Source organism: Acinetobacter sp. ANC 4636 (genome assembly GCF_054454555.1).
Genome location: NZ_JBTKVD010000025.1, coordinates 1 through 22,069, shown reverse-complemented (window position 1 = coordinate 22,069; position 22,069 = coordinate 1). Strand labels below are relative to the sequence as shown.

Sequence of the window (22,069 nt, the reverse complement as noted above, 5' to 3'; positions counted from 1 at the left end):
GTATTTGTTAGAAACCATTTAAAGTGTCTGTATTCTCACCAATAAAAATGTCTGGTCTATGATGTACATCAACATCATGGGCTGCACGAAACTCAAAGAATTTACATCGATCATTATCCAAAGCAGGAAGCAATGCATCCACCACAGCATCTTCTTTGTTCTGATTGGGAAAACCGGTTTTCCCCTGAAAAAATCCAATCAAGATACAGTAATCGGCTTCCAAACCTTTGGAACCATGGAAAGTCCAGTAAGCAATATTGGCGTATGTTGACCGTACTCGCCCTTTGACGTTATCCAACAAATAGCGATATCGTGCCAGGACGGCAATCGATGCCATGGCATTTTCCTGTCTGATCTTGCTGATCAGTTGAACCACCTGATCTTCTAATGTCTGATTATCAGTTGTATGGCTATCCAGTAAATACACGGCTGATTGTTCAACCTGAGCTGCCGTCACGACATTTTTTTGATACTGCTCCGGGTTTTGCATCACAAAACGCCCTGCAGTTAAGGCAATACTGTTGTTGTAACGATAGGTCTTTTCCAGTTTGGTCAAGGAATGGGAACCAATCAGATCTGCAAAGCGTGTAGTCAGTTCCAGTTTCCCACCTGAAAAGCGATAAATCGACTGCCAGTCATCTCCAACCACGGTCAGAATAGGTGATGGACCTTGTCGGATTAATGCCTGCAACAGTTGCATCCGGGCCATGGAAATGTCCTGGAACTCATCTACCAAAATATGAGTCCATGGAGGGTGAAAAGCATCAGGTTGAATCTGGTCAGTTGCCTGCAGAATCATGTCATCAAAATCAATACTGCAATCATCTTGCAGTTTCTTGCAGTAGGCTTGATGAATTTGATCCAGCAGATCAGCGTAATGCCCGGCAAAGGCGATATCTTGTTGTTGTAAGCGTTTTAAAATAGCAGCTCGGTCTAGACGTTCAACCCGAATCGCAGCCAGACTCTTGACGTAGCGCTTGGCAGTGGTGCTGATCATGCCGGCCTGATTCAGCACCTCAAAAATTTCCTGAGCCGATTTCTGAGTCACTGGAATTTGATGTTGTTGCATCAATTGAGATAAGCGCTGTTCTAGCCGATTCTCGGTCTAATCATAGTGATAGGTTTCTAATAAAGTGGTGCCGCAGCTTTGATGTAACTCACGTTTCTTTCGAATAATGGCATTGTATTCTTGTGATGGAATATCAACCCGAGTTTTCCCTTGCCGGTCAATACCAAAGTGTTCCAGATAAACCTTTGCATCCGTTAAATAAAAGTCTGGGCGATAGTCGAATCCGAGTTCAATCCGTCGTTTGGTGATAAAGGCGCTTCATACTGATACGTAATCCCATGCAGAAATAACCAGTTGGCAATCAGGAGTTCCTGATAACCTCGTACCCGTTCACCTTGCAAAGTACGATATTCATGATCACGCACATAGCGGTCATACTCCGCTTTCGTTTTAAAATCGAAGGCATTGACGGGCTGGTAACTTAATTCAATAAAGCGGCTGAGCCCATCTGGATCAGATTGGATATAGTTGCTCAGCCATTCAGTCATCCAGATTTCTAATTTGGTCGGATCTTCTGTAAAAACTGATAAATGGGTTGAGATTTTTTCTTGCTGTAGAATACTGCGTCCTAGAGCATGGAAAGTCATGACTTCAGGACAATCTTCCGGGGCAATACCACAACTTTGACTGCGCTTTTGCAAGCGTTCTCTTAATTCTTTTGCTGCAGCATTGTTATAGGCCAGAATTAAAATCTCATGGCGACGGGCTAGGCCAGAATCAATCAAATCCAGTGCCTTTGCCACCATAACTGATGTCTTGCCTGTTCCTGCAGCGGCCAAAACCAGATTACGATCATCATTGCGAATCACTGCCAGACGTTGCTGTTCAGTGAGTGGATTTGACTCAATATGTTCAAAGAAGCTTTGGCGTTGCTGCAACTGCTGCTGTTCATATTGCTGACGGAGAACAGACTTGCCTTGATCTAAAGGCAGATAGCTCAGCATCTGATCCAGTTGTTGCAGCATTTCTGGGTGAAGCTGTTTCTGCCAAATGGACTGAGACGTCACATAATTTTGCAGTAATGGAACAAGTGTGTCCTGCAAAGTCGCTAGACTGGATTCACGTAAATATTGCTGTACGGCCAGTGTTTGAAAATTTTTCAGGGATTGAACGAGATTCTGATTTAGAGCAACTGTACTCGCCTGAACAATTTGCTCAAAGCAATCGTTTAAATCTTCCTGATTTAATAAGGAATAATCTAAAAGTTGCCCTGCAACATGCCATGAAAATCGGGATCCCCAAAAACCTTGTTGACGCTGGGCAATCCTCTGACTCTGTTGATAGGAAAATTGACGTGTTTCCTGATTCTTATACTGAACTTCTACATAGTCTGTTGTCACTATCATCTGACGGATGGGGCTAAATAACTTACCTAAAAAACTGGTTCGAATAATTTTACGGGTCACACTTTTACCTAAGAAACAGAATACATGAGAAGAACCCAGCATGATCCATAAGAGAACTATGCTCAGTACATTAAATCTATTAAAGTGCAGATATATAAGCTATCGTCAAAAATTAATACAAGTTTTTACCTGTTTTTTCATCGCTATACTCTTGATATTTATCTCTAATGATAGATTCGAGTACTTGAGCTTGAGGTTTGTTCAATATCTGCGATAAAAACTCTAATTGTTTATGAGTTTCTTTAGTAAGTGGTAGGTGATAAGCTTTTTTCGTTTTTCCCGCATTTCTAAATTTTTTTTGACTCCATGCACGACGCATTTTATCTAAAAATAAAATTTTCTCGGCTGGTTGACCATCAAGGCTTAATGCATCTATTTCTGTGATAACATAAAGATAATTATCTATTATTTGGGTGTTTTGCGATACTACACAAATATCATTCATTAATGGCTGAGATAAACTTTTTTCACTCTTCCTAATATAAGAAAATGCCCATTGAACTTGTTCTAAATCCTCCTTATTAATCCAAGAAATATCTCTATTATTTGATAAAATATTTCTCCATATTAATTGAAATTCTTTAAAACACTCTAATCTATAAGAAATTTTACCCTTAGAATAAAGTTTATTAGCCAACTGGATACATTGAATATAAAGATTATCTTCAAAAAAATTAGGAATTGTCAAAGAGATACCAAAACTACTAGGACTTAATTCTTTCTCACAAAATTTTTTAAAGAAAATCATTTCTCTAAGATCATTTTTATTTAAAAATCTCAAGAGATCAGACTCCTTAATAGAGTGATTTTTTAAAAATTCTTCAATTTCAGAATCTTTCTCCTTACAGAGGCGATTTGTTAATTTTCTTTTAAAATCAGCAAAATCACAATAATTCTCTAATAAATTACTAGAGTCTTTAGACCATAAAGCAAGAAGTTGAGGATGATCTAAACTATGCATTTTTGACCTTAATTTCATTTAATTTTACTATTATTTTAGCATAAATTTAATTTTATTTTTAATAATATACGCATAATATTATCGTAATATTTACATAGTAAAAAATCCATATATTTCTACAAATTTAAAATAAAAAAATTAATTTAATCAATATATTACTAGCAATAGACTTCATTTCATAAATCATGTAATTTACATATTGTAAATTCTAGTAATAAAATTAAACCTAAAACCAAGTCTTTCACCTTCATTTCGGTAGCATTCAGCTAGAATTTTGAAGGTTTTCAAACTGCCAAATACATGCTCAATCCCTATTCTTCTTTTATTGATCTCTTGGTTATAAATTTTCAGTTCGGAATCTAAGTACACCATCTTTTCGTTTTGAAGGGTAATAAGGTATTTGAATACAAAATATAAATTTCCTGATAGCCTTACCTGAAAGGATAAAAGCCCTAAAAGGAATCTAGTTTAAATTACGTTTGAATAATTCAAAATCATGCACAGCATTGCGACTGATACATAAGTCAGAATTTGCCGAGTTTTGTAGTAGATAATGGTCTATATCTTGTAAGTTATTATATTTATTAAATAAAAAATTAATTAACAGAATTTAAAAATTTCTAGTAGTTATTTTTATAGAAATTTATACTTCTTTATTTAGTTATTAAATATTTCATGAAAATTAAGTAGTGATTAAAAATAATCCGAATTCATTAGCTTAACTTTAGCTTAATAATATCTTAAAAAACCCTTTAAATTCATTGGTTGAATTTTAATTCTTATTAAATTTATTTATATAAAAATAATCAAAAATTACTTGGTTAATTATATTATATCAGATTTATTAAGATCAATATTTTAATTAAAAAAAACCTAAGTAACTCATGTCATGGTGAATAATATTTTTCTGGAAAACCATGCAATCAAACACTTTACTATCCAATCAAATTTCTGAATCAGATGTTTTAATTGAAATTGAGAATTTCATTAAGATTATTATCAGTAATGGCTTTGATGTTTCTTTAAAATCAAAATTTAAAGAGCTACTTGATCAGTTTAATGAAATCTATAATATAGATTACTATTATAGTGACTATAATTCTATGTTTGTATTAATCAAATTAGAAATTGATTTAATTCGGCATAACTTTTTTTCTAATTATGTAGATTATAACTTTGTACTTAATTTTGATGATGTTCAATTAAAAGAATTAGAAAATTTAATTCACCATCAATTACAGGCTGAAACAGGTTTAGATCTATTCTTATTACAAGAGCAGGAAAATACGCGAAATTTAACAGCTTATGTTCGTAAGCTATTTGATCACTATGCAAAGTTATTAATTGTCAGAGTAGATCTAGGTTACCTCAATACATCAAAGAACCAGATCAATATCGAACATTTCTATGAACATGTTCAAATACTTCGAAATCGTTTATCCAATAAAGATACTTGCTTTGAACATCTGCATGGTTATGCTTGGGCCTTAGAACAAGGACAAAGTCGAGGCTATCATGTTCATTTACTCCTGATTTATGATGGCGCAAAAGTGCAAAATGGATCTTATTATGCACAGCAAGTGGGTGAAAAATGGAAGGACATTTCTCTAGGGCATGGCTGTTATTTTAATCCTCATCAGCAGAAATATATCAATCAGTTGAAGATGGCAGGATGCGATATTGGGATTGGCATGGTCTCTAGAAACAACCAAGGTGACTGGGAACGTTTACTTCCAGTGATCGAATATCTTACAGATCATGATAAACACGACCAGCATCTCAGAGTGAAATGCTCTAGCACTATGCGAACCTTTGGCACAGGACTATTTGCAAATAGCTTTCGAAGAGGGATTAAAGGGCGTTAATTCAAATAAAAATTCTTCACTTATACATTATGAATGAAAAAAAGCAATTTTCACTTTTTTATGCTGAGCGATCGCAAGGTTTTTATCCACTCAATAAAAGCCAGAATTGACTTCAATCAGCCTCACCATTATCCTTAACCTGCTGACCTACATTGTCAGCCGGTTTTGACAGACCGTTTACACACAAGCACATCAAAAAAGTAATTTTTTGGTGGCGATCTCGTTCGTCCCCCTTCGTTGCGGTAGGGCGAGGGAGGGACGCCTTGTGCGTGCTGATTCTTGTGTGTCAGTCTGTCAACCCGCCTTCGTTCTGCCACCATAATCAATTGACAGTGATTCGGTAGAACTTCTTTAGCACACAAGGAGTCCGTCATGGTCATTCAAATTTCCCCCTTACTGTACTGAATTTTATTTCAAACAACTGACTTTTTACCCAGCAGTTGATGGGATTTATTCATCTCATTTTATTGATATCTGCATATCTTCCTGCAAAAGGGAGCATGTGTCTTCGTGTCTTTAAAATTTTGATTTCAATACAGAACAATACCAGAGGGGAGCTTTATGAGAATTCAATCATTCAGCATACTTGCTGTACTATTTTTACCCGTTTTATCCGCTTGTTCATCTACCGATACCAAAGACCGTCAAGCCTATATCCAACAATGTATGTATCCCAATGCTGCCATTAAAACTGCAGTAAGTAGTGAAAAATTCTGTACATGTACCTATGACAGCATTCGCGAACAATTTGGTAAGCCTTTCTTTATCGTCCCAATCACCAGTGAAGAAGACCAAAGACGTCTGGATTTTGCCAGAGGGTATACCGTAGGCAAATGCGTAGAGTAGGAACAGACTATGTTAAAAAATAAATTACTTTTCATCATGACCACAACCTTACTCATGGGTTGCAGCTCAGCTCAAGAAAAAGCTTGTCGGGAAGAAGCAGATGTTGCTGAAACTGTGATGGATACTCGTCTTAAACAAAGCAATATTGCCAATGCAACCCTTTTACTGGCAGGAAACAATACTGAGCTCAGAGAGCGACTCAGACCGATTATCGATGATGCATATGAATATGATCGAGGAGGGTTATCCACTTTTGATGCGACTAAAAAACAATTCAAAGAGAAATATTACCAACAGTGCATCAATCGTCAAGACAAGTAAATACCATTCAAAAATTCAAGAATGGAAAAAAATTTATCCAATATTATGCTTTCGTTGAAAGAAGTAAATGAATATGAAAATTAATAAACTACTTTATGCATGTCTTATTGTCCCAGCATTCTTAATCGGATGCGGTGAAGGTTCATTCAAGGAACAAGAGATAAAAGATTTGTATAATCAATACGCGAACTTAAATCCTAAAGTTAAATCAGTATCAAATATAAAGTGTAGTCAGGAAGGCTACGTTTTCCCAGAAGAAAAAAAACGCCCAATATTTGCTTGTAGTTATGACCTTGAATCAGAAAGTGGTCAGGAGGTTAAAGAGAAAGCGGTACTTATTCAGGATGAGGCAGGCCGTTTATCAATTCACGCCTCAGCATTGTTTGATGGTTCTAATATTCAGTATTAATTCAAAAGCTTGAGATGTCGACTATGTCTTTAATTTTTTGGTGTATAGGCATCATCATTCTGTTGATTTGGTTAGGGCCAAGTTTTTTTCTCATGCTCATCTGTTTTGCTATCTTATCAGCGTTATTGGGGATTGGGAGAAAAAGATAAAATGAAGAAGATCGTGATGTCTATACAGTAAGATCAGGGTGCGATTAATACGACTGGAGCGGTTGGGCTGATTGAAAGGAATTTCACTTATATAACATAAACATGAATCACCAAATAGAATGTTTATCTTGAGTCAATAGATACATTCTTCATTCAAACAGTCTTAGCTAAAGCTGCTGAACTTTATTCCATTCAGGGATGAGGTTCAGCAGCTTTTTTGTTTATAAGGAAACGATTTATGGCACATCTGATTGAAAATATGGCGTATGTTGGCGAAACCCCTTGGCATGGTCTAGGGAATAGCCTAACACCTAATCAACCGATTGAAGTCTGGGCACAGCAGGCAGGTATGGATTGGCGGATTGAATCCTCTAATGTCAGCTACATGGCACAGAATGAACGAGGGCAAAGCATCATTCTGCCGTATGAAGAGCAACGGGTATTGTATCGCTCTGATAGCCATGCACCACTTTCTGTGGTCAGTCAGCGTTATCAGGAAGTTCAGCCCCTCGAAATTTTAGAGTTCTACCGTGATCTAACTGAACAGGCTGGCTTTGAACTGGAAACTGCAGGGGTACTCAAAGGCGGTAAGAAGTTCTGGGCATTAGCCAAGACTGGACAAACCTCTATGCTCAAAGGCAAGGATGTCAGCAATGGCTATATTCTACTGGCAACAGCATGTGATGGCACACTCGCTACCACTGCCCAATTCACCTCGATTCGTGTGGTGTGTAACAACACTTTGGCGATTGCTCTGAAAGGACAAAGTAGCAGCGCAGGCGTGGTTAAAGTTCCACATAGCACTAAGTTCGATGCCGAGAAGGTGAAACAGCAACTGGGCATTTCAGTACGGGCATGGGATGAACACATGTACGAAATGAAACAGCTCAGTCAGCGTAAAGTCACCCAAACTGAAGCAGCCGCCTATTTCGATGCGGTGTTTAACAACACTAGCCTAAGCCTTGCAGATCAGGACGACAGCATTATTCAGTTCTACCGCAATGTGGCTACCCAAGTACAAAACAATCCAACAGGCAAAACTGAAAATAAAACTGAACCAAATGGACGAGCCATGTCTAAAGTGATGACGATGTTTAACGGGCAGGGACGGGGAGCAGAACTCAGCTCAGCCAAAGACAGTGCCTATGGTTTACTGTGTAGCATCACGGAATTTGCCGATCACGAACGTCGAGCCATGAGTCAGGATCACCGTCTGGATTCAGCTTGGTTTGGTGCAGGAGCAGCCCTGAAACAACGGGGATTAGAGCAAGCTTTACGTCTTATTGCTTAAGTCAGATTTTTTTAGTCATTCTGAATTCAATCAATATCTTGTCATAACTTTAGCACCCCAAATTTTTCATTAATTCTAACCCTTAAAAAGCCCTAATCGATTGTGCTCGGTTGGGGCTTTTTTATGCCCAAAAATTAACACATACAGGAACTTCTCATGAATACAGCCCTTTCAATTTCAAACCCATCGACATCGACTCAGCCAACCTTAAATAGCATTCGTCCGAAACTGTTTACCGCTAAACGCTTTTTGGATACTCGAAAACTCAGTCAAGCCGAATGGCTGGAAGTGCGTCGGCAAGGTATTGGCAGTAGTGATTGTGCCGCAGCCTGTGGACTCAATCCGTACATGTCGATGCTGGAACTATGGATGATTAAAACGGGACGCATCCAACAAAACATCGAAGATGATCATCAGGGGCATGCACCCTTGTATTGGGGTAAACAGCTCGAACCCTTGGTGGCTGAATACTACAGCCTGCATACCCAGCATAAAGTAAGACGAGTGAATGCGGTGTTACAGCACCCTGATCCCGATAAGCATTTTATGTTGGCAAACCTCGATTATGCCGTGGTGGGCAATCCTGACGTACAAATTCTGGAATGTAAAACCGCAGGTGAACATGGGGTAAAACTATGGCGAGATGGTGTACCGCTATATGTGCTGTGTCAGGTGCAACATCAGCTAGCAGTGACAGGTAAACAGGCAGCGCATGTCTGTGTGTTGCTGTGTGGGCATGAAACCAAAATCTTTAAAGTCAGCCGTAATGAATCGGTGATTATGCACATCATTCAAGCCGAGCGTCAGTTCTGGGAGTGTGTGCAACAGGATATTCCACCGTCAGTCGATGCCAGTGCTTCAGCCGCCAAAGCCTTGCAATTATTGTATCCCGAGCATGTACCCTTAACGACTACGGATCTGTCTGAAGATAGTGATGCCAATCAACAGTTTGAACAGTTAATTCAACAGCGCAATCTGATTGAGCAGCATCAGGAGCAATTTGACTTACTCAAGCATCAACTGCAAGCCAAGATGCAGGAAGCTGAACGTGCCGTGTTTCAAGCTGGCTCAGTCACATGGAAACGATCCAAAGACTCTATCAGTCTGGACAGTAAAGCCTTACTCAAACAGCATCCTGAATATCTACAGCAGTTTCCACAAATCAAGCAAGGCAGTCGACGCTTTCAGATTTACAACGATTGAACGGACTGGCTTCACTCCACTGCTTTCACATGCAAGCAACCAAGGTCATAAATCCCATGCTCAGTGCATGGGATTTTTTATTTGTAACTTAACTCATCACTTATGAAATGGATAGAGGACATTCACATGATTAAAGGTCTCATCATTACCCCACCTGTACTGGGTCGTATCAGTATCGGTAAAGTTGTCGAGAAGAACGGTAAACGTCTGCCTGAAAAAGACGACCAATTTACCATTACCAGTCAGATCCATACCAAGGAGGGGTGGGTCAAACATCCCCTTGATGAGCAACTGCGAGCCAAATCGCCCAATCAGAAACTCAGAAGCATTCCTGTCAGGATGCTATTTGATGATCCTGAACTCAATTTACGTGCCGAATATACCTTGTTTGACCGTCAGACTGGACGACCAATCTGTATTGGTGATGGTGAAAGCTGTCAGCGTCGAACAGGCAACGGGGTTGAACAACATCCTTGTCCATCACCTGATTTGTGCCCATTGGCTCAAGGTGGGCAGTGCAAGCCCTATGCCCGTTTATACGTCAACCTCGATGAACAGGATGAGCTGGGTAGCTTTGTTCTTAGAACCACAGGCTTTAACAGCATTCGCACGCTAACTGCACGGCTGCATTACTACCATGCCGCGGTCAATGGTTTACTGTCCTGTTTACCCTTACAACTGACCTTAAGAGGTAAAAGCACCAGTCAAAGCTATGGCACACCGATCTACTATGTGGATCTGACTTTAAGGGAGGGAATCAGTTTGCAACATGCCATCATTGCAGCCAAACAACTGCAACAGGAAGCCCAAGCCTGCGGCTTTCAGCAAGAGTCACTCGATCAGGTGGCACGGCAAGGTTATGCAAATGCGGTGTTTGATCGGAATGAGGGAGACGATGGAATGCAGGTTGTAGATGAGTTTTATTCAGATGACGCTGTTATTTCTGAACAAATACCATCTAAATCCGATCAAGGGGATGGTTTTGTTCAAGATATTCAGCAGGGTTTACAGAGGAGTGTTCAAGTGGTGAACTAGGAAAGGATAAAAAAGGGCATCTTAAAATAAATTTTTACAAGATGCCCTGATCATTTGAGCGATGATTGAATCTAAACAGATTGCCAAGAATAAACGATATTCGGCTTCCTTATTTTTTTTGCTTTTTAAGTTAAGAGGAAAGCTTGTTAAGCAAAGCCCCCATTGACACGAATAACTTGAGCATTGATCCAACTCCCCTCTTTTCCTGCAAGAGTAGAAATCACATTCGCAATATCTTCAGGCTGGCCTAGACGTTCAAGTGGTGAAAGCTGAGTAATCGATTCGATCTGGGCTTGGGTTTTGCCTTGATAAAATAATGCTGTACTTGTAGGGCCAGGAGCAACGGCATTCACGGTAATATTCCGACCTCTTAATTCATTCGCCAAAACGCGTACCAACCCTTCAACACCTGCTTTTGACGCGATATATGCTCCATAGGCAGGAAAAGACTTTGCAATCACACTACTCGACAGTGCAATAATACGCCCGCCATTTTCAACTGATTCCGCTGCATAGGCTAATACCAAAAAAGCACCACGTAGATTGGTATGAATCACCTGATCAAATGCAGGTAAACTGGAAGGAATAATTTTTGCCATTGGCATGATTCCAGCACTATGCACCACTACATCTAAACGACCATGAATGGCTTTTGCCTGTTCAAATAATTGCTGAACTTCGACTTCATTGGCAACATCTGCCTGTATTGCAGTGGCTTGCCCACCTTGCGCCAGAATCAGCTCAACCGTGTCATGGGCAGCTTGCAGATCATGAGCATAGTTCACAACCACATAAAAGCCATCTTGAGCTAGGCGCATTGCTACGGCTTGACCAATACCACGAGATGCACCTGTGACCAGTGCAGTTTTTATCGGATAAATCATTTTAATTTCTTATCTCTAAAACACGATGATTGGATTTTAATATATGTATTTTTGGAATAAAGATGCATATTTGGATAAGATTATTCGATATTGATTAATAATTAAAATGGCATCGATTACTTTGTTATGGATAAATTTGATACTTTAAAATTGTTTACCCGAATTGTTGAATTGGGCAGTTTTACTCAGGCTGCAGATCAACTGAACATTCCACGGGCAACTGCCAGTAATGCCATTAAACAACTTGAAGCTGATTTAAACAGCCGTTTACTGGAAAGAACCACACGCCATGTCCGGCCATCTGCTGATGGGCAAGCTTTCTATCAGCGTTGTATACAGATACTATCGGATCTAGAAGATGCCGAGTCTTCTTTAAAAAATGTGATCCAACAACCTCGTGGAATGTTACGTATTGATTTATCCAATGCACAAGCCACCCAAATTGTTCTTCCGCATATTGATGAATTTCATCAACGTTATCCTGAGATAGAGTTGATTATAAGCAGTGGAGACCGCTTGGTAGACTTAGTTCGTGAGGGAATTGATTGTGTAATTCGTGCAGGGAATTTACAAGATTCATCATTGATTGCACGACATCTGGCAAATATGCCCCAAGTGATTTGTGCCAGCCCAGACTACTTAGCCCAATATGGTGTCCCACAGCATCCTTCAGAGTTGACAGCTCATTATGCTGTTGGTTTTTTCTCAGTGACAGGAGGGCAACATTCTGCAATTGAACTCATTCTTGACGGAAAAAAACAAGAATATGCCTTAAACAGCTGGGTATCGGTCAATGATGCAGAGAATTATATTCTATGTGCATTACGCCATATGGGACTGATCCAGGCTCCTCGCTACCATGTACAGCAACAACTGCAGGCTGGTCAGCTGGTTGAGGTTTTACCAGCTTGGAAAAGCCTAGATATGTCTGTTTCAGTACTGTATCCACAGCATCGGCAATTATCGCCGCGTGTGCGTGTATTTGTAGAGTGGTTAAGCCAAGTGTATAAAAGCTTTTTTCACGAAGATTAAAAATCTAGATCCATTATTCATCTATGCGAATGACTGATCGTAAACATGATATGGAAACGCATATCTTTATATTTTATTCAGGAGTCACAATACAGGCTTTAAAGATGTTGATTAAACTCTGTAATTGCCCATAGTAACCTTCAATATTGGCTTGTACCCATTGCTGTTGCGACTGGATATGTGACCAATCCACACCATAGCCACAATATGCCAAGAGGTGCTCAAAGAAAATACGTTGGGTTCGACCATTACCTTCCCGAAAAGGATGAATCACATTCAGTTCACAATACAGATCTGCAATGCTTTCAATCAACTGTTCTAAAGGCTGATGCTGAAAATACTGTTGCTGTTGCTGTTGCTGTTGAATAAGTAGTTTATTGGCTTCAATTTCAATGCGGCTAAAGGTACAAAAACGTGTATCCCCTTTCGCAATATCCACTTGTCTGAGCTCCCCTGCCCATAGATACAGATCTGAAAATAAGGTGGCATGAATTTTTTTAAGGTAATTCAGATCATAGGGGGCTCTTCATACTCAATTTGCATACTTACAAGTTGACTGAGTTCTAGCTCCGCCTGCTGCAGAATGGCTTCATCCTGAATCTGTAATCGATTGCGTAAGATATTGGTTTCAGGATAGCAATATAAGCTATCCCCTACTTCACCATATTTATCCATAACGCAAGTATCAAGAGTCTACAGTTTGAGTAACAGCCTGATACTTCTGCAAAATCTGGTTTTTGGTTAGATCTTCAGAAGTTGTCGTGCTTTTCAGGCCTTCTAATTTAAGGCTAGCTTGATAGTTTTTAAGACGCGTAGCTTGAATGTATTTTCTTTTCTGTTCAGTTGTCACTAACATTGAGCTACTCCTTGTGAAAAGAAACGATATATTTGTATTAGCCCCCGTAAAAAAGGACAGTTAACTCACTAATTTTAGCGATAGAAATTCCCGAGGGGATTTCATTTTTAATCCACTATGCGGATGATTGCAATTGTAATCTTCTATCCATAGCGGCAAAGCGTTAAGCACGGTTGCAGCATCAGGCACATCATTCAAATAGACGTAATCCCGTTTAAATTTCTTCACAAATGCTTCCGCCATCCCGTTGCTCTGTGGACTTCTAATCGGTGTGGTACAGATCCGAAAGCCAAGTGCATGCGCAAATTGCCGTGTCGATTTCGCAATATAACAACTACCATTATCTGTCAGCCATTCAATCAGCTGAGGCAAATAACTGACTGCACCAAAGCGTTTTTCCATGCTCTGTACAAGCACATCACACACCATGTCACTACTGATGCCACTAGTGGTTGCAACATAACTCATGATTTCCCGATCACAGCAATCCAGGCTAAAGATGGACTGTTCCCAGTATCCTAGATATGAGGCAGCTTCAAAATGAGGCTGTCTCATGTCTAGGAGAGTGATGGCAGCCCATAAAGCAATAAATGCCAGCTTAATGTCAGCAGGATCCTTTACGGTACCATCATGATGACTGAAGATTCTGATCAAATGACTGACGAAGTTGGCATTAAGACATACTTCAGTGAGACTAATTCAAAGTATTAAGATATTTGTAGGCATTCATAATGCTAAGTTTGAACTCTTTGCTGTACGTGTGCATTTTTTAGCAACGGGAGGTACTGCAGAATATATATACATGCTCATGGACTAAGTTCCCACTTGTTTTTAAGTGGGAACCTAATTAAGGCTTATAGGATAGTTGCGTAAGGGTGTATTGGCCAAATGCTTACTGATCAAGTTTGAGCTAGTTCATCAGCATTTTTTTTAGTAGGCTTTCCAGCTCTTGTAAATTTTTATCATCAAATTGGCTAATTTTTAATGAAATTTTTAATGTATTGTGATCAAATTTAATATTACCAGCAACTTTTCCATCATATTCTATTTTATGAACAATTGAAGTTTTGATGGGCTCCTTAGTTTCTTTCGACTTCATAATTTTTTCAGCTAGTAATGCCAGCTTTGTTTGTTCGACTTCTTTTTTCAGCAATTTCGCCCATGCTTCTAACAATGCATCTATAGCATTATTATAATTATCTTCATAATCGGATAAAAACTTTTTTACTGAAGTTGCAGCAGTACGTGCCAACAATCCTGGTTGTTTTTCCAAATCATCAAGCAGTTCTTTAGGAAGTTTCTCGAAAGATAAATATTTATACATGTCCTCACGGTTCATGCCTAAGGACTTTGCCAGTTTTTGCTTGTTCTTTTTTAATTTTTCATCTAGAGAACTCAAACCCACATAAATTTCATAATCAGCTAAGTCTTCCCGTTTTAAGTTTTCCGCTAAAGTTAATAGTGCAACGTCTTCATCAGATGCATCAATGACAATCACTTCAATTGTATTTTTATTGAGAATTTGATGCGCTTTCAAGCGTCGTTCGCCAGCAATTAATTCATATTTGTCCTGTACCCGTCGGACTGCAATTGGTTGTAGTAAGCCAATTTCTTCAATTGATGCTGCCAAATCTTCTATATCTTGTTGATTAAATACTTTTCTTGGCTGATTTGGACTAGGTTGAATATCTGTAATTTGTACATTACGACGTAGTTCTTTCACATCGTTTACATGCTCTTGTTGAGCTTGTTGATGCTTTTGAGTATTTTGCTGAAGACGTTGTGCCAACAATTCTTTTGTACTTACCATAATATTCTCAGAAGACTTTTATTCAACACGATTGATGATTTCTTTCGCTAAATCCTGAAAAGCTTTACGAACTTTAGAGTTTTTATCTACCCTAAATAAGGGCTGTTGTAAAATTGCTGCCTGATTCACTTTAGTACTCATTGGAATAGTCGTTTCTAACAATTCTCCAACTTGACTTAAAGCTTCATCTCTAATTAATTTACAAACATTTTGACGTTCATCATGTTTAATTAACAAAGCCCCTAAAAGCTTTAACTCAGGATTCACTCGTCTTATTTTACTTAAATGGTTAATCAAGTCAGTTACACCATATAAGCCATATTGCGAACCTGATTCAATCGGTACCATAACATGTGTAGATGCAGCCAATGCATTACTAGTTAGAAGTTTTAGGCTTGGAGGACAATCAATCAGGATGAAGTCATATAATCCTTTTAATAACTCCAATTTATTAGACAATTCTTCAGATGGTCTTGGTGCATCATCTTTGAGTTGATCTTCAGTTTTACCTAAAGTGAGTGATCCATAAATTAAAGAAACATTTTTGAAATTTGTTTCTTCTTCTAAAGCTTCAGATAATAAACTTAAATCACCCACCAGTAATTCAGCAGATGTAGTTTCCACTTCACTAGGATGTCTCGACCCAATATGTAAGCTTGCATTGGCTTGAGGATCTAAATCAATAACCAATACTTTTTTACCCAAGTCAGCTAGCTCTGATGCTAGATGAACGACAGTGGTTGTCTTTCCACAACCACCTTTATGATTTGCCACAGCAATGATTTTAGTTGACTTAATTGTCATAATAGACCTCACTTGAGTTATTGTAATATAAAGAACTTTGTAGCAAGTTGCTACACCTTCTTACCTTAGCTTGAAGTTATAATTTGAAGTTAAGATATAAACAAATTATTTTTTATAAGATATAGCTAGCTAATTATAATTAGTATTAATTAATACTAATTAGCTAATTATAATTAGAACAATTTTTTTTAAAAAAAATCAAATATTTATAGATTTAAAAGTGGAAGGTTTGTCACTAAAAAGTGGAAGGTTTGTCACTAAAAGGTGGAAGGTTTGTCACTGAAAAGTGGAAGACTTGTCACTAAAAGGTGGAAGGTTTGTCACTGAAAAGTGGAAGACTTGTCACCATGGTGGAAGACTTGTCACTGGTTTAAAAAAAAACTTAAATTAAATTAAAAAAAACATTTAAATTCAATTTACTATCCTGTTGATAAGTTAAATTATTTGACTTTAAAGGTGGAAGGCTCGTCATTTTGATATTTTTATCCTGTGGATAAGCTGCTTGTTGCTAATTTCATCAAGAATACTGTACTTTTTACTTCTAAGCCGGCTAAAAGTGGAAGCTTTGTCACTCTTAAGGTGTATTTTTTATTTATTCTTCCACTTTATTGGGTTGCTTAGTGTATTTTTTCTCTTTTTATATGACTTGAAAATGTCTGGAAATATTAAAAGTGGAAGCTTTGTCACTTAAAAAGTGTATTTTTAATATTTTTTCCACTTTATTTTTAAAAAGTGTTTTAAATAACAAAACAGAGTGACAAGGTTTCCACCATTAGCTTTGTGTTTGATTGCTTCATAGCCAGAAATAGGTTTTGTCTGAGTTAAAATGGTGGATAATTTGCATGAGATTCCACTTTTGTGTATAACATGTAAAAAAGCACTTTTATTTTCTACTTATGAATAATCTGAATGAAAAAGAGGAAATAGAATATTTACCGTATTGTATTGGGAATATTCGGCATAATGGCGTGGTCAGCACCAGCAACCGCCTGATTCGACCGATTGAACTGTCATCCAATGAGTACAAAGCGCTACTTTATGCGATGGCAGTGGCGAATTACGGTGAGAAAAATAATCAAGATCGTGAGATTACCGAGCAAACCTATATTTATTTGCATAAAGATGATTTAGGCGAATTGCTGGGTTTAGATAAAAAGAATTCCATTAATGTTGCGATTGATCGGATCTATAAAGAACTTTCCTCTCGGGTGGCCCATTTTGTCATTGAAGAGCCTTTAGATGACAGCAAAAGAAAAGTAAAAAAAGTTCATTCTGTGGTACCGATTATTCGAGAGCTGCGTTGGGAAGATGATGCAAAAAATGCCTTGCAGATTCGCTTTACCAGCGAAGTTCTGCCTTATTTTACCCGTCTCGCAAACGGAAACTTTACCACTTACCAATTAAAGGATTTATTTGCTTTAGACTCCGTGACCAGTATGAGTTTGTATTCCTACTTTATTAAAAATGAGTTCAAGTATGCCAGTCAAGACTGTTATGAAGTTGAACTATCATTGGAAAATATCAAGGCATTAACTGACATTGGCGAGAAAAAATATGATCGTTGGGTCGATTTCAGACGTTATGTGCTCGATAAAATTGTTGAAGAAATTAATCAAAGAACCAGTCTGAAGCTAGAATATGACACCATCAAGAAAGGCCGTCCTGTTGTCGGTGTGCGGTTTAAAATTGTGAATGGACATACTGAAACCAGTATTCCACAAACTAATGGAAAGACCAAGATTTATCTGGATGTCAATTTTGATGATAATGCCATTGTTAAAGAACTGGGCGCAAAATTCGATCTGACAGTCCGATCTTGGTATATTTATGCCAATGATCCGAATTATAAACAGTTCCGCAAGTGGTTTAAGACGGAAGGCTGCTTAACCGATTCTCAAGCGAACGTCATTGTGAACGATATTATGTTTCAAATGGATTTTGCTGTGGCTGGTGCATCCATGAGTGATTTCAAAAAAGAGATGAAATATAAGCTCAAAAATGATCCTAATTTCGTTCAGGAAAATCGTACTCGTTTGAATGAGGTTTTTGGTAAAGAAATTATTTAAAATGTGTAGCAACTTACTACACTACTTATGAAGTAAAGAATATTGGCACTGCTGCAAATAGCCATAGATGATAACCTAAATTATCTTTTAACGAAAAGTTCAGCATATGAAACCCTTTCATGGTCGGCATTTTCAGGGCGAAATCATTCTTTGGGCCGGGCGATGGTATTATAAATATGGCATGAGCTATCGAGAGCTTCAGCAAATGCTTGCTGAACGTGGTGTAAATGTTGATCACACCACGATTTATCGTTGGGTTCAACGTTATGCTCCTGAAATAGAAAAATGCTTATGTTGATATTGGCGTAATCCTAAAGAGCTGAGCTCATGGCATATTGATGAAACTTATGTGAAAGTGAATGGACGATGGTCTTATCTGTATCGTGCAGTCGACCAACGTGGCTATACAATTGATTTTTATCTTTCTTCTAGATGCAATACCAAATCAGCCTATTGTTTTCTTGGAAAAATTTTAAAGAATGTAAAGAAGTGGCAGATTCCACAAATGATCAATACGGATAAAGCACCTACATACGGAAGTGCTTTATCACGGTTAAAACGGGAAGGAAAATGCCCACCAAGCCTTAAGCACAGGCAGATTAAATACAAAAACAACGTGATCGAATGTGATCATGGCAAGTTAAAGCGAATCATCAGGGCCACGTTAGGCTTCAAATCCATGAAGACGGCTTATGCCACAATTAAAGGTATTGAAGTCATACGTGCACTACGCAAAGGACACGCTTCATCATTTTATGATGGTCAGCCTCAGGGTGAAGTGAATCTGGCGAATAGAGTTTTCGGTACTCTAAGTACCTTCGTACAGGGAAATCATAAAACTCAAATCTCTATTTGCAACGGTGCCAAAAGCAACGATCACAGCTCTGGTTGATAATATTAATCGTGCCGATTTATCTGATTTTGAAATTGCCAATGCCTTGCAAAAAATTGTCAATTATTTAACTATCCAATTGAAAACTCAGATTTCATTACGGAAAAATTTAATGTTTCCAGAAATAAATATTATCGTTTGGTCAGTTTATTTGATTTGCCTGATTTTATTCGTGAAGCATTGCAACGTGAACCAAATTTGTTGAGTGGTTCAGGAGAGAGTTTGTTGAAAACAGCATTGAATAAATCTATTGAATATGTAGGATTACATCAGGCACTCGAGTTGTTGCAGCAACAATGGCAACATTATGTAGATGTTGAGTTTCTCAATACTCAAAAAAGAAATACAGCGTTTATTAAACAATTTGAGCAAAATGCACAGGCAGTTTTCCTACAGAATCAGCCAATTGTTTCAGAAGCATCAGCATTGATGACACCTGAAGTGTTCTCTGAACCTTCGATGCTAGAGGAGCCACAACTGCAAAATTCTCCGCAATATAGTATCTTAAACCAGCAGGGTAAAAAGTAGGGTCTCTTAAGTTCTCAGAAAGTTTGAAAGGTAAAAAAGTCATGACTATTCGAATGGCGATGAACTAACTAGATGAAGCTAAGCTAGAACTAATTAAAGAATTTTTGAAAACATTAGATTAATTTTTTCTACGTTTCGCTGCGAAATAGTAAAAATTTTAAAAGCGAACCGTACTGAGTTTGTCGGAGTCACTTATGCTGAGAGAATGTTCCGATGAAAAAATCAAAATATAATTCTGAAATCAAAGAAAGAGCTGTTCGCCTACTTCTTGAATCCTAGAAAATCCCTCTACTTGGGTAGCAAAGACAGTACTTTCTCCTAAAAATGGTTGTATATCCGAAATACTTCGAGTCTGGTATCTCGATATTTAGATCAATAACATCCCGTCAAAGTGCAACAGTGATCTAATCAGCAACGTATCAAACAACTGGAATATGAGAATATTGTTATGGAAGATCTACCTTTAGGTTTTCTGTGTAACAAAGCCTCAATTAATCAAAAATACTTGTATAATAATTCCATTATTTTGTGGTTTAATTTAATAATTAAAGATTAAGACTTAATATAATGGATTTAAATTTCATAAAACCCGAAGAAGTCGTGACACTTATAGGTGAGCGTTTGCGTAAGCAGCGACTCTTTCTTGAGATGTCTCAAGCTGAGGTTGCGGCACGTTCAGGTGTTGGTGTGAATACCGTTTCTAATCTAGAAGCGGGTCGAAATGTATCTGTTGAAAACTTAGTCCGTATTGCAATGGTTTTAGGTCGATTACACGAACTTCAGGAATTGTTCCAACCACAGCTTAACAGTGTCAATGATATTTTACGCTATGAAAGCCAAAGTAAACGCCACCGTATTAAGAGGAAAGGGTAATGCTCAATAGACTTAATGTTTATTACAACGGTTGGGGTGAATCTTGGCTGTGGGGAACTTTAATTAGCTCAACAGCCACGACAGGTAGACCAATCATTTCTTTTGAGTACAGTTCAGAGGCGATACGTAGCGGTATTGAGCTATCTTCTTACCTATTACCGTTAAACGGTCTTCCACTCAGACAAGGCTTTCCTGCGCACCACATGGGGCTACCTGGTCCAGTCTATGATGCTTTACCAGATGGTTGGGGCATGTTGCTGATGGATCGATATTTTAGAAAAATTGGAATGAATCCAGCTCGAATCGGTCCTTTGGAACGTCTGACTTATATTAGTACACATGCAATGGGAGCCTTATCCTTTGAACCTTGTGTAGCAGATATGCAAGCTTCAGAGAATATTCCTCTGTTGCAATTGGCACAGGAAGTTCAAGAAGTGCTAAAAGGGGAAGGTGGAGAGTTTTTACAGCATTTGTTGGTCATGGGTGGTTCTCCACAGGGTGCAAGACCCAAAGCACTGGTTTACCGAGATCCTGTCAGTTTGGAGTTTTCAACTCAAGCTTCTGATCAACATGAAGCCTGGCTGATTAAATTTCCTGCCCAGCAAGAACATCCAGAGGTATGTGCCATTGAAGCAGTCTATGCAGCATGTTTGCGTCTTTGTGAAATTGAGACACCAGATACCCATTTTTTTAATTTGCCCAATGGTTTAACGGCTTTCGCATCTAAACGATTCGACCGTCAAAATGGTATGCGAATTCCAATGCAAAGTTTGGCCGCATATACTGGAGCAGATTATAAAATTCCAGGTAGCCTAGACTATCGCAATTTCCTCCGTGCGACATTGATGTGTACTCAAGATGTGCGGGAAAGAACACATGCATTCAAACGTGCTGTGTTTAATGTGCTATTCAATAATCGGGATGACCATACCAAGAACTTTTCCTTTCTTATGGCAAAAAATGGTCAATGGAAGCTGGCCCCAGCTTATGATGTAACCTTCTGTGAAGGCCCGGGTGGTTATCATCAAATGGACATTATGGGAGAAGCACTCAATATTTCCCAAAATGATATTCATAAACTCGGTACTTCTGAAGCTAATCTAACTGTACAAGAAATCGACGAGATCATCTTGGAGATGTCTGAAATTGCACGGCAGTTTAGCCAGATTGCAGAACGCCTGTACCCGAATCAAATTCGAGAATCTACCCTGCACATGATTCAATCCCGAATACAACAGAACATTGATTTTCTAACTGCAATTTAAGCGAAAATACAAATTAAGTCTTAAATGTCATATTGGTATCTTTACTACGATGCAGCTCTTCTTGTAACCGAGAGTTTGTGTTTTCAATTTTCCATTTCAGAAAAATTGGGCTGGGCTCTTCTAAAGGTATATTAGAATTTCTCTGAAAATTTTATTGATCTGAATAATGTTGAACAGTTGTAATGACTTCGATGCATTTCATAAGACACTTCTTGATTCTAGCGTTATGACTAAGTCCTAATTTTGAAGTGTCCGTTTTAATTCGGGGTTAATACAGTACTTAATAAACAAAATTTGTTAAAATACATTTACATATATTGTGTATTTTTTATCCAAAAAAATCCACAATTTAAATTATTTGTGTAATGTTTGTAATATTTTGGTAATATGCCGCAAAATTTATATTTAAAACTAAGTTAATATGTTTTCCAGCATCTATATGATGAATAATAAAAAACTATTCATTTTTATGTTGTTACTCGCCAATACTCCTACTTATGCCGC

19 protein-coding genes and 4 pseudogenes are annotated in these 22,069 nt (G+C 38.1%); 14 read left to right on the top strand and 9 right to left on the bottom strand.

The annotated features are described in order from the left end of the window. Nucleotides 1-7: 7 nt before the first annotated feature. From ACX1N5_RS15225 to ACX1N5_RS15215, 3 genes are all read right to left on the bottom strand, one after another. Nucleotides 8-1,069, bottom strand: a complete 1,062-nt coding sequence (locus ACX1N5_RS15225) for a UvrD-helicase domain-containing protein (RefSeq protein WP_458803417.1) — start codon at nucleotides 1,067-1,069, stop codon at nucleotides 8-10. A gap of 194 nt (nucleotides 1,070-1,263) precedes the next feature. Continuing rightward, a complete protein-coding gene (locus ACX1N5_RS15220) occupies nucleotides 1,264-2,475 on the bottom strand; it encodes a UvrD-helicase domain-containing protein (protein ID WP_458803641.1) in 1,212 nt (403 codons plus the stop codon). Between the two features lie 112 nt (nucleotides 2,476-2,587). After that, nucleotides 2,588-3,436, bottom strand: a complete 849-nt coding sequence (locus tag ACX1N5_RS15215; RefSeq protein WP_458803413.1) for a hypothetical protein — start codon at nucleotides 3,434-3,436, stop codon at nucleotides 2,588-2,590. A 917-nt stretch (nucleotides 3,437-4,353) separates the two neighbouring features. Between ACX1N5_RS15215 and ACX1N5_RS15210 the strand changes: the two genes are divergently transcribed. The 7 genes from ACX1N5_RS15210 (at nucleotide 4,354) to ACX1N5_RS15180 (ending at nucleotide 10,555) form a co-directional block, all read left to right on the top strand. Further along, on the top strand, nucleotides 4,354-5,301 hold the full coding sequence (locus ACX1N5_RS15210) for a YagK/YfjJ domain-containing protein (protein WP_458803411.1): 948 nt from the start codon (nucleotides 4,354-4,356) through the stop codon (nucleotides 5,299-5,301). A 561-nt stretch (nucleotides 5,302-5,862) separates the two neighbouring features. Next, entirely contained in the window at nucleotides 5,863-6,147 is a 285-nt protein-coding gene (locus ACX1N5_RS15205) for a hypothetical protein (RefSeq protein WP_374253417.1), read from the top strand. Between the two features lie 9 nt (nucleotides 6,148-6,156). After that, nucleotides 6,157-6,468 (top strand): hypothetical protein, encoded by a 312-nt coding sequence (locus tag ACX1N5_RS15200; protein ID WP_458803409.1) that lies wholly within the window; start codon nucleotides 6,157-6,159, stop codon nucleotides 6,466-6,468. A gap of 67 nt (nucleotides 6,469-6,535) precedes the next feature. Continuing rightward, nucleotides 6,536-6,877: a hypothetical protein gene (locus ACX1N5_RS15195; protein ID WP_212749270.1), complete on the top strand. Its 342-nt coding sequence runs from the start codon at nucleotides 6,536-6,538 to the stop codon at nucleotides 6,875-6,877. Nucleotides 6,878-7,264: 387 nt separating this feature from the next. Beyond that, a complete protein-coding gene (locus ACX1N5_RS15190; RefSeq protein WP_458803407.1) occupies nucleotides 7,265-8,317 on the top strand; it encodes a DUF932 domain-containing protein in 1,053 nt (350 codons plus the stop codon). A 156-nt stretch (nucleotides 8,318-8,473) separates the two neighbouring features. After that, on the top strand, nucleotides 8,474-9,520 hold the full coding sequence (locus tag ACX1N5_RS15185) for a YqaJ viral recombinase family nuclease (protein ID WP_458803405.1): 1,047 nt from the start codon (nucleotides 8,474-8,476) through the stop codon (nucleotides 9,518-9,520). Between the two features lie 126 nt (nucleotides 9,521-9,646). Beyond that, the gene (locus tag ACX1N5_RS15180; protein ID WP_458803403.1) at nucleotides 9,647-10,555 is read left to right on the top strand and encodes a recombination directionality factor; all 909 of its coding nucleotides are present in this window, start codon (nucleotides 9,647-9,649) and stop codon (nucleotides 10,553-10,555) included. Nucleotides 10,556-10,701: 146 nt separating this feature from the next. Here the strand turns inward: ACX1N5_RS15180 and ACX1N5_RS15175 are convergent, their stop codons facing one another. Then, nucleotides 10,702-11,439: an SDR family oxidoreductase gene (locus ACX1N5_RS15175; RefSeq protein ID WP_458803401.1), complete on the bottom strand. Its 738-nt coding sequence runs from the start codon at nucleotides 11,437-11,439 to the stop codon at nucleotides 10,702-10,704. A 126-nt stretch (nucleotides 11,440-11,565) separates the two neighbouring features. Between ACX1N5_RS15175 and ACX1N5_RS15170 the strand changes: the two genes are divergently transcribed. Next, nucleotides 11,566-12,471, top strand: a complete 906-nt coding sequence (locus tag ACX1N5_RS15170) for a LysR family transcriptional regulator (RefSeq protein WP_458803399.1) — start codon at nucleotides 11,566-11,568, stop codon at nucleotides 12,469-12,471. Nucleotides 12,472-12,544: 73 nt separating this feature from the next. Here ACX1N5_RS15170 and ACX1N5_RS15165 read toward each other — a convergent pair. The 5 genes and pseudogenes from ACX1N5_RS15165 to ACX1N5_RS15145 all read right to left on the bottom strand — a co-directional run bounded on the left by ACX1N5_RS15165 (nucleotide 12,545) and on the right by ACX1N5_RS15145 (nucleotide 15,941). Further along, a pseudogene (locus ACX1N5_RS15165) lies at nucleotides 12,545-13,146 on the bottom strand (putative adenosine monophosphate-protein transferase Fic). Between the two features lie 10 nt (nucleotides 13,147-13,156). After that, the gene (locus tag ACX1N5_RS15160; RefSeq protein ID WP_458803397.1) at nucleotides 13,157-13,327 is read right to left on the bottom strand and encodes a YhfG family protein; all 171 of its coding nucleotides are present in this window, start codon (nucleotides 13,325-13,327) and stop codon (nucleotides 13,157-13,159) included. Nucleotides 13,328-13,387: 60 nt separating this feature from the next. Further along, a pseudogene (locus ACX1N5_RS15155) lies at nucleotides 13,388-13,825 on the bottom strand (integrase core domain-containing protein); the annotation flags it as partial. Nucleotides 13,826-14,237: 412 nt separating this feature from the next. Continuing rightward, nucleotides 14,238-15,137: a ParB/RepB/Spo0J family partition protein gene (locus ACX1N5_RS15150; protein WP_004749344.1), complete on the bottom strand. Its 900-nt coding sequence runs from the start codon at nucleotides 15,135-15,137 to the stop codon at nucleotides 14,238-14,240. A gap of 18 nt (nucleotides 15,138-15,155) precedes the next feature. After that, nucleotides 15,156-15,941, bottom strand: coding sequence for a ParA family protein (locus tag ACX1N5_RS15145; RefSeq protein WP_458803395.1), 786 nt, complete (start codon nucleotides 15,939-15,941; stop codon nucleotides 15,156-15,158). A gap of 896 nt (nucleotides 15,942-16,837) precedes the next feature. Here ACX1N5_RS15145 and ACX1N5_RS15140 point away from each other — a divergent pair. From ACX1N5_RS15140 to ACX1N5_RS15115, 6 genes and pseudogenes are all read left to right on the top strand, one after another. Further along, nucleotides 16,838-18,007, top strand: a complete 1,170-nt coding sequence (locus tag ACX1N5_RS15140; protein ID WP_458803393.1) for a RepB family plasmid replication initiator protein — start codon at nucleotides 16,838-16,840, stop codon at nucleotides 18,005-18,007. A gap of 106 nt (nucleotides 18,008-18,113) precedes the next feature. Continuing rightward, nucleotides 18,114-18,812: pseudogene (locus ACX1N5_RS15135) on the top strand (IS6 family transposase); the annotation flags it as partial. A 225-nt stretch (nucleotides 18,813-19,037) separates the two neighbouring features. Further along, on the top strand, nucleotides 19,038-19,427 hold the full coding sequence (locus tag ACX1N5_RS15130) for a hypothetical protein (protein WP_458803391.1): 390 nt from the start codon (nucleotides 19,038-19,040) through the stop codon (nucleotides 19,425-19,427). A gap of 213 nt (nucleotides 19,428-19,640) precedes the next feature. Continuing rightward, a pseudogene (locus ACX1N5_RS15125) lies at nucleotides 19,641-19,827 on the top strand (IS3 family transposase); the annotation flags it as partial. A gap of 167 nt (nucleotides 19,828-19,994) precedes the next feature. Beyond that, nucleotides 19,995-20,300, top strand: a complete 306-nt coding sequence (locus ACX1N5_RS15120) for a helix-turn-helix domain-containing protein (protein ID WP_458803389.1) — start codon at nucleotides 19,995-19,997, stop codon at nucleotides 20,298-20,300. After that, nucleotides 20,300-21,565, top strand: a complete 1,266-nt coding sequence (locus tag ACX1N5_RS15115) for a type II toxin-antitoxin system HipA family toxin (RefSeq protein WP_458803387.1) — start codon at nucleotides 20,300-20,302, stop codon at nucleotides 21,563-21,565. Before ACX1N5_RS15120 ends, ACX1N5_RS15115 begins: the two co-directional genes overlap by 1 nt. Nucleotides 21,566-22,069 lie beyond the last annotated feature (504 nt).

What these genes read in the sequence shown, in the direction of transcription:
- ACX1N5_RS15160 (WP_458803397.1), bottom strand. Translation starts at nt 13,327, where the DNA reads ATGTTAGTGACAACTGAACAGAAAAGAAAATACATTCAAGCTACGCGT.
- ACX1N5_RS15205 (WP_374253417.1), top strand. Translation starts at nt 5,863, where the DNA reads ATGAGAATTCAATCATTCAGCATACTTGCTGTACTATTTTTACCCGTT.
- ACX1N5_RS15180 (WP_458803403.1), top strand. Translation starts at nt 9,647, where the DNA reads ATGATTAAAGGTCTCATCATTACCCCACCTGTACTGGGTCGTATCAGT.
- ACX1N5_RS15225 (WP_458803417.1), bottom strand. Translation starts at nt 1,069, where the DNA reads ATGCAACAACATCAAATTCCAGTGACTCAGAAATCGGCTCAGGAAATT.
- ACX1N5_RS15150 (WP_004749344.1), bottom strand. Translation starts at nt 15,137, where the DNA reads ATGGTAAGTACAAAAGAATTGTTGGCACAACGTCTTCAGCAAAATACT.
- ACX1N5_RS15175 (WP_458803401.1), bottom strand. Translation starts at nt 11,439, where the DNA reads ATGATTTATCCGATAAAAACTGCACTGGTCACAGGTGCATCTCGTGGT.
- ACX1N5_RS15185 (WP_458803405.1), top strand. Translation starts at nt 8,474, where the DNA reads ATGAATACAGCCCTTTCAATTTCAAACCCATCGACATCGACTCAGCCA.
- ACX1N5_RS15145 (WP_458803395.1), bottom strand. Translation starts at nt 15,941, where the DNA reads ATGACAATTAAGTCAACTAAAATCATTGCTGTGGCAAATCATAAAGGT.
- ACX1N5_RS15120 (WP_458803389.1), top strand. Translation starts at nt 19,995, where the DNA reads ATGGATTTAAATTTCATAAAACCCGAAGAAGTCGTGACACTTATAGGT.
- ACX1N5_RS15200 (WP_458803409.1), top strand. Translation starts at nt 6,157, where the DNA reads ATGTTAAAAAATAAATTACTTTTCATCATGACCACAACCTTACTCATG.
- ACX1N5_RS15190 (WP_458803407.1), top strand. Translation starts at nt 7,265, where the DNA reads ATGGCACATCTGATTGAAAATATGGCGTATGTTGGCGAAACCCCTTGG.
- ACX1N5_RS15170 (WP_458803399.1), top strand. Translation starts at nt 11,566, where the DNA reads ATGGATAAATTTGATACTTTAAAATTGTTTACCCGAATTGTTGAATTG.
- ACX1N5_RS15195 (WP_212749270.1), top strand. Translation starts at nt 6,536, where the DNA reads ATGAATATGAAAATTAATAAACTACTTTATGCATGTCTTATTGTCCCA.
- ACX1N5_RS15215 (WP_458803413.1), bottom strand. Translation starts at nt 3,436, where the DNA reads ATGCATAGTTTAGATCATCCTCAACTTCTTGCTTTATGGTCTAAAGAC.
- ACX1N5_RS15140 (WP_458803393.1), top strand. Translation starts at nt 16,838, where the DNA reads ATGAATAATCTGAATGAAAAAGAGGAAATAGAATATTTACCGTATTGT.
- ACX1N5_RS15210 (WP_458803411.1), top strand. Translation starts at nt 4,354, where the DNA reads ATGCAATCAAACACTTTACTATCCAATCAAATTTCTGAATCAGATGTT.
- ACX1N5_RS15115 (WP_458803387.1), top strand. Translation starts at nt 20,300, where the DNA reads ATGCTCAATAGACTTAATGTTTATTACAACGGTTGGGGTGAATCTTGG.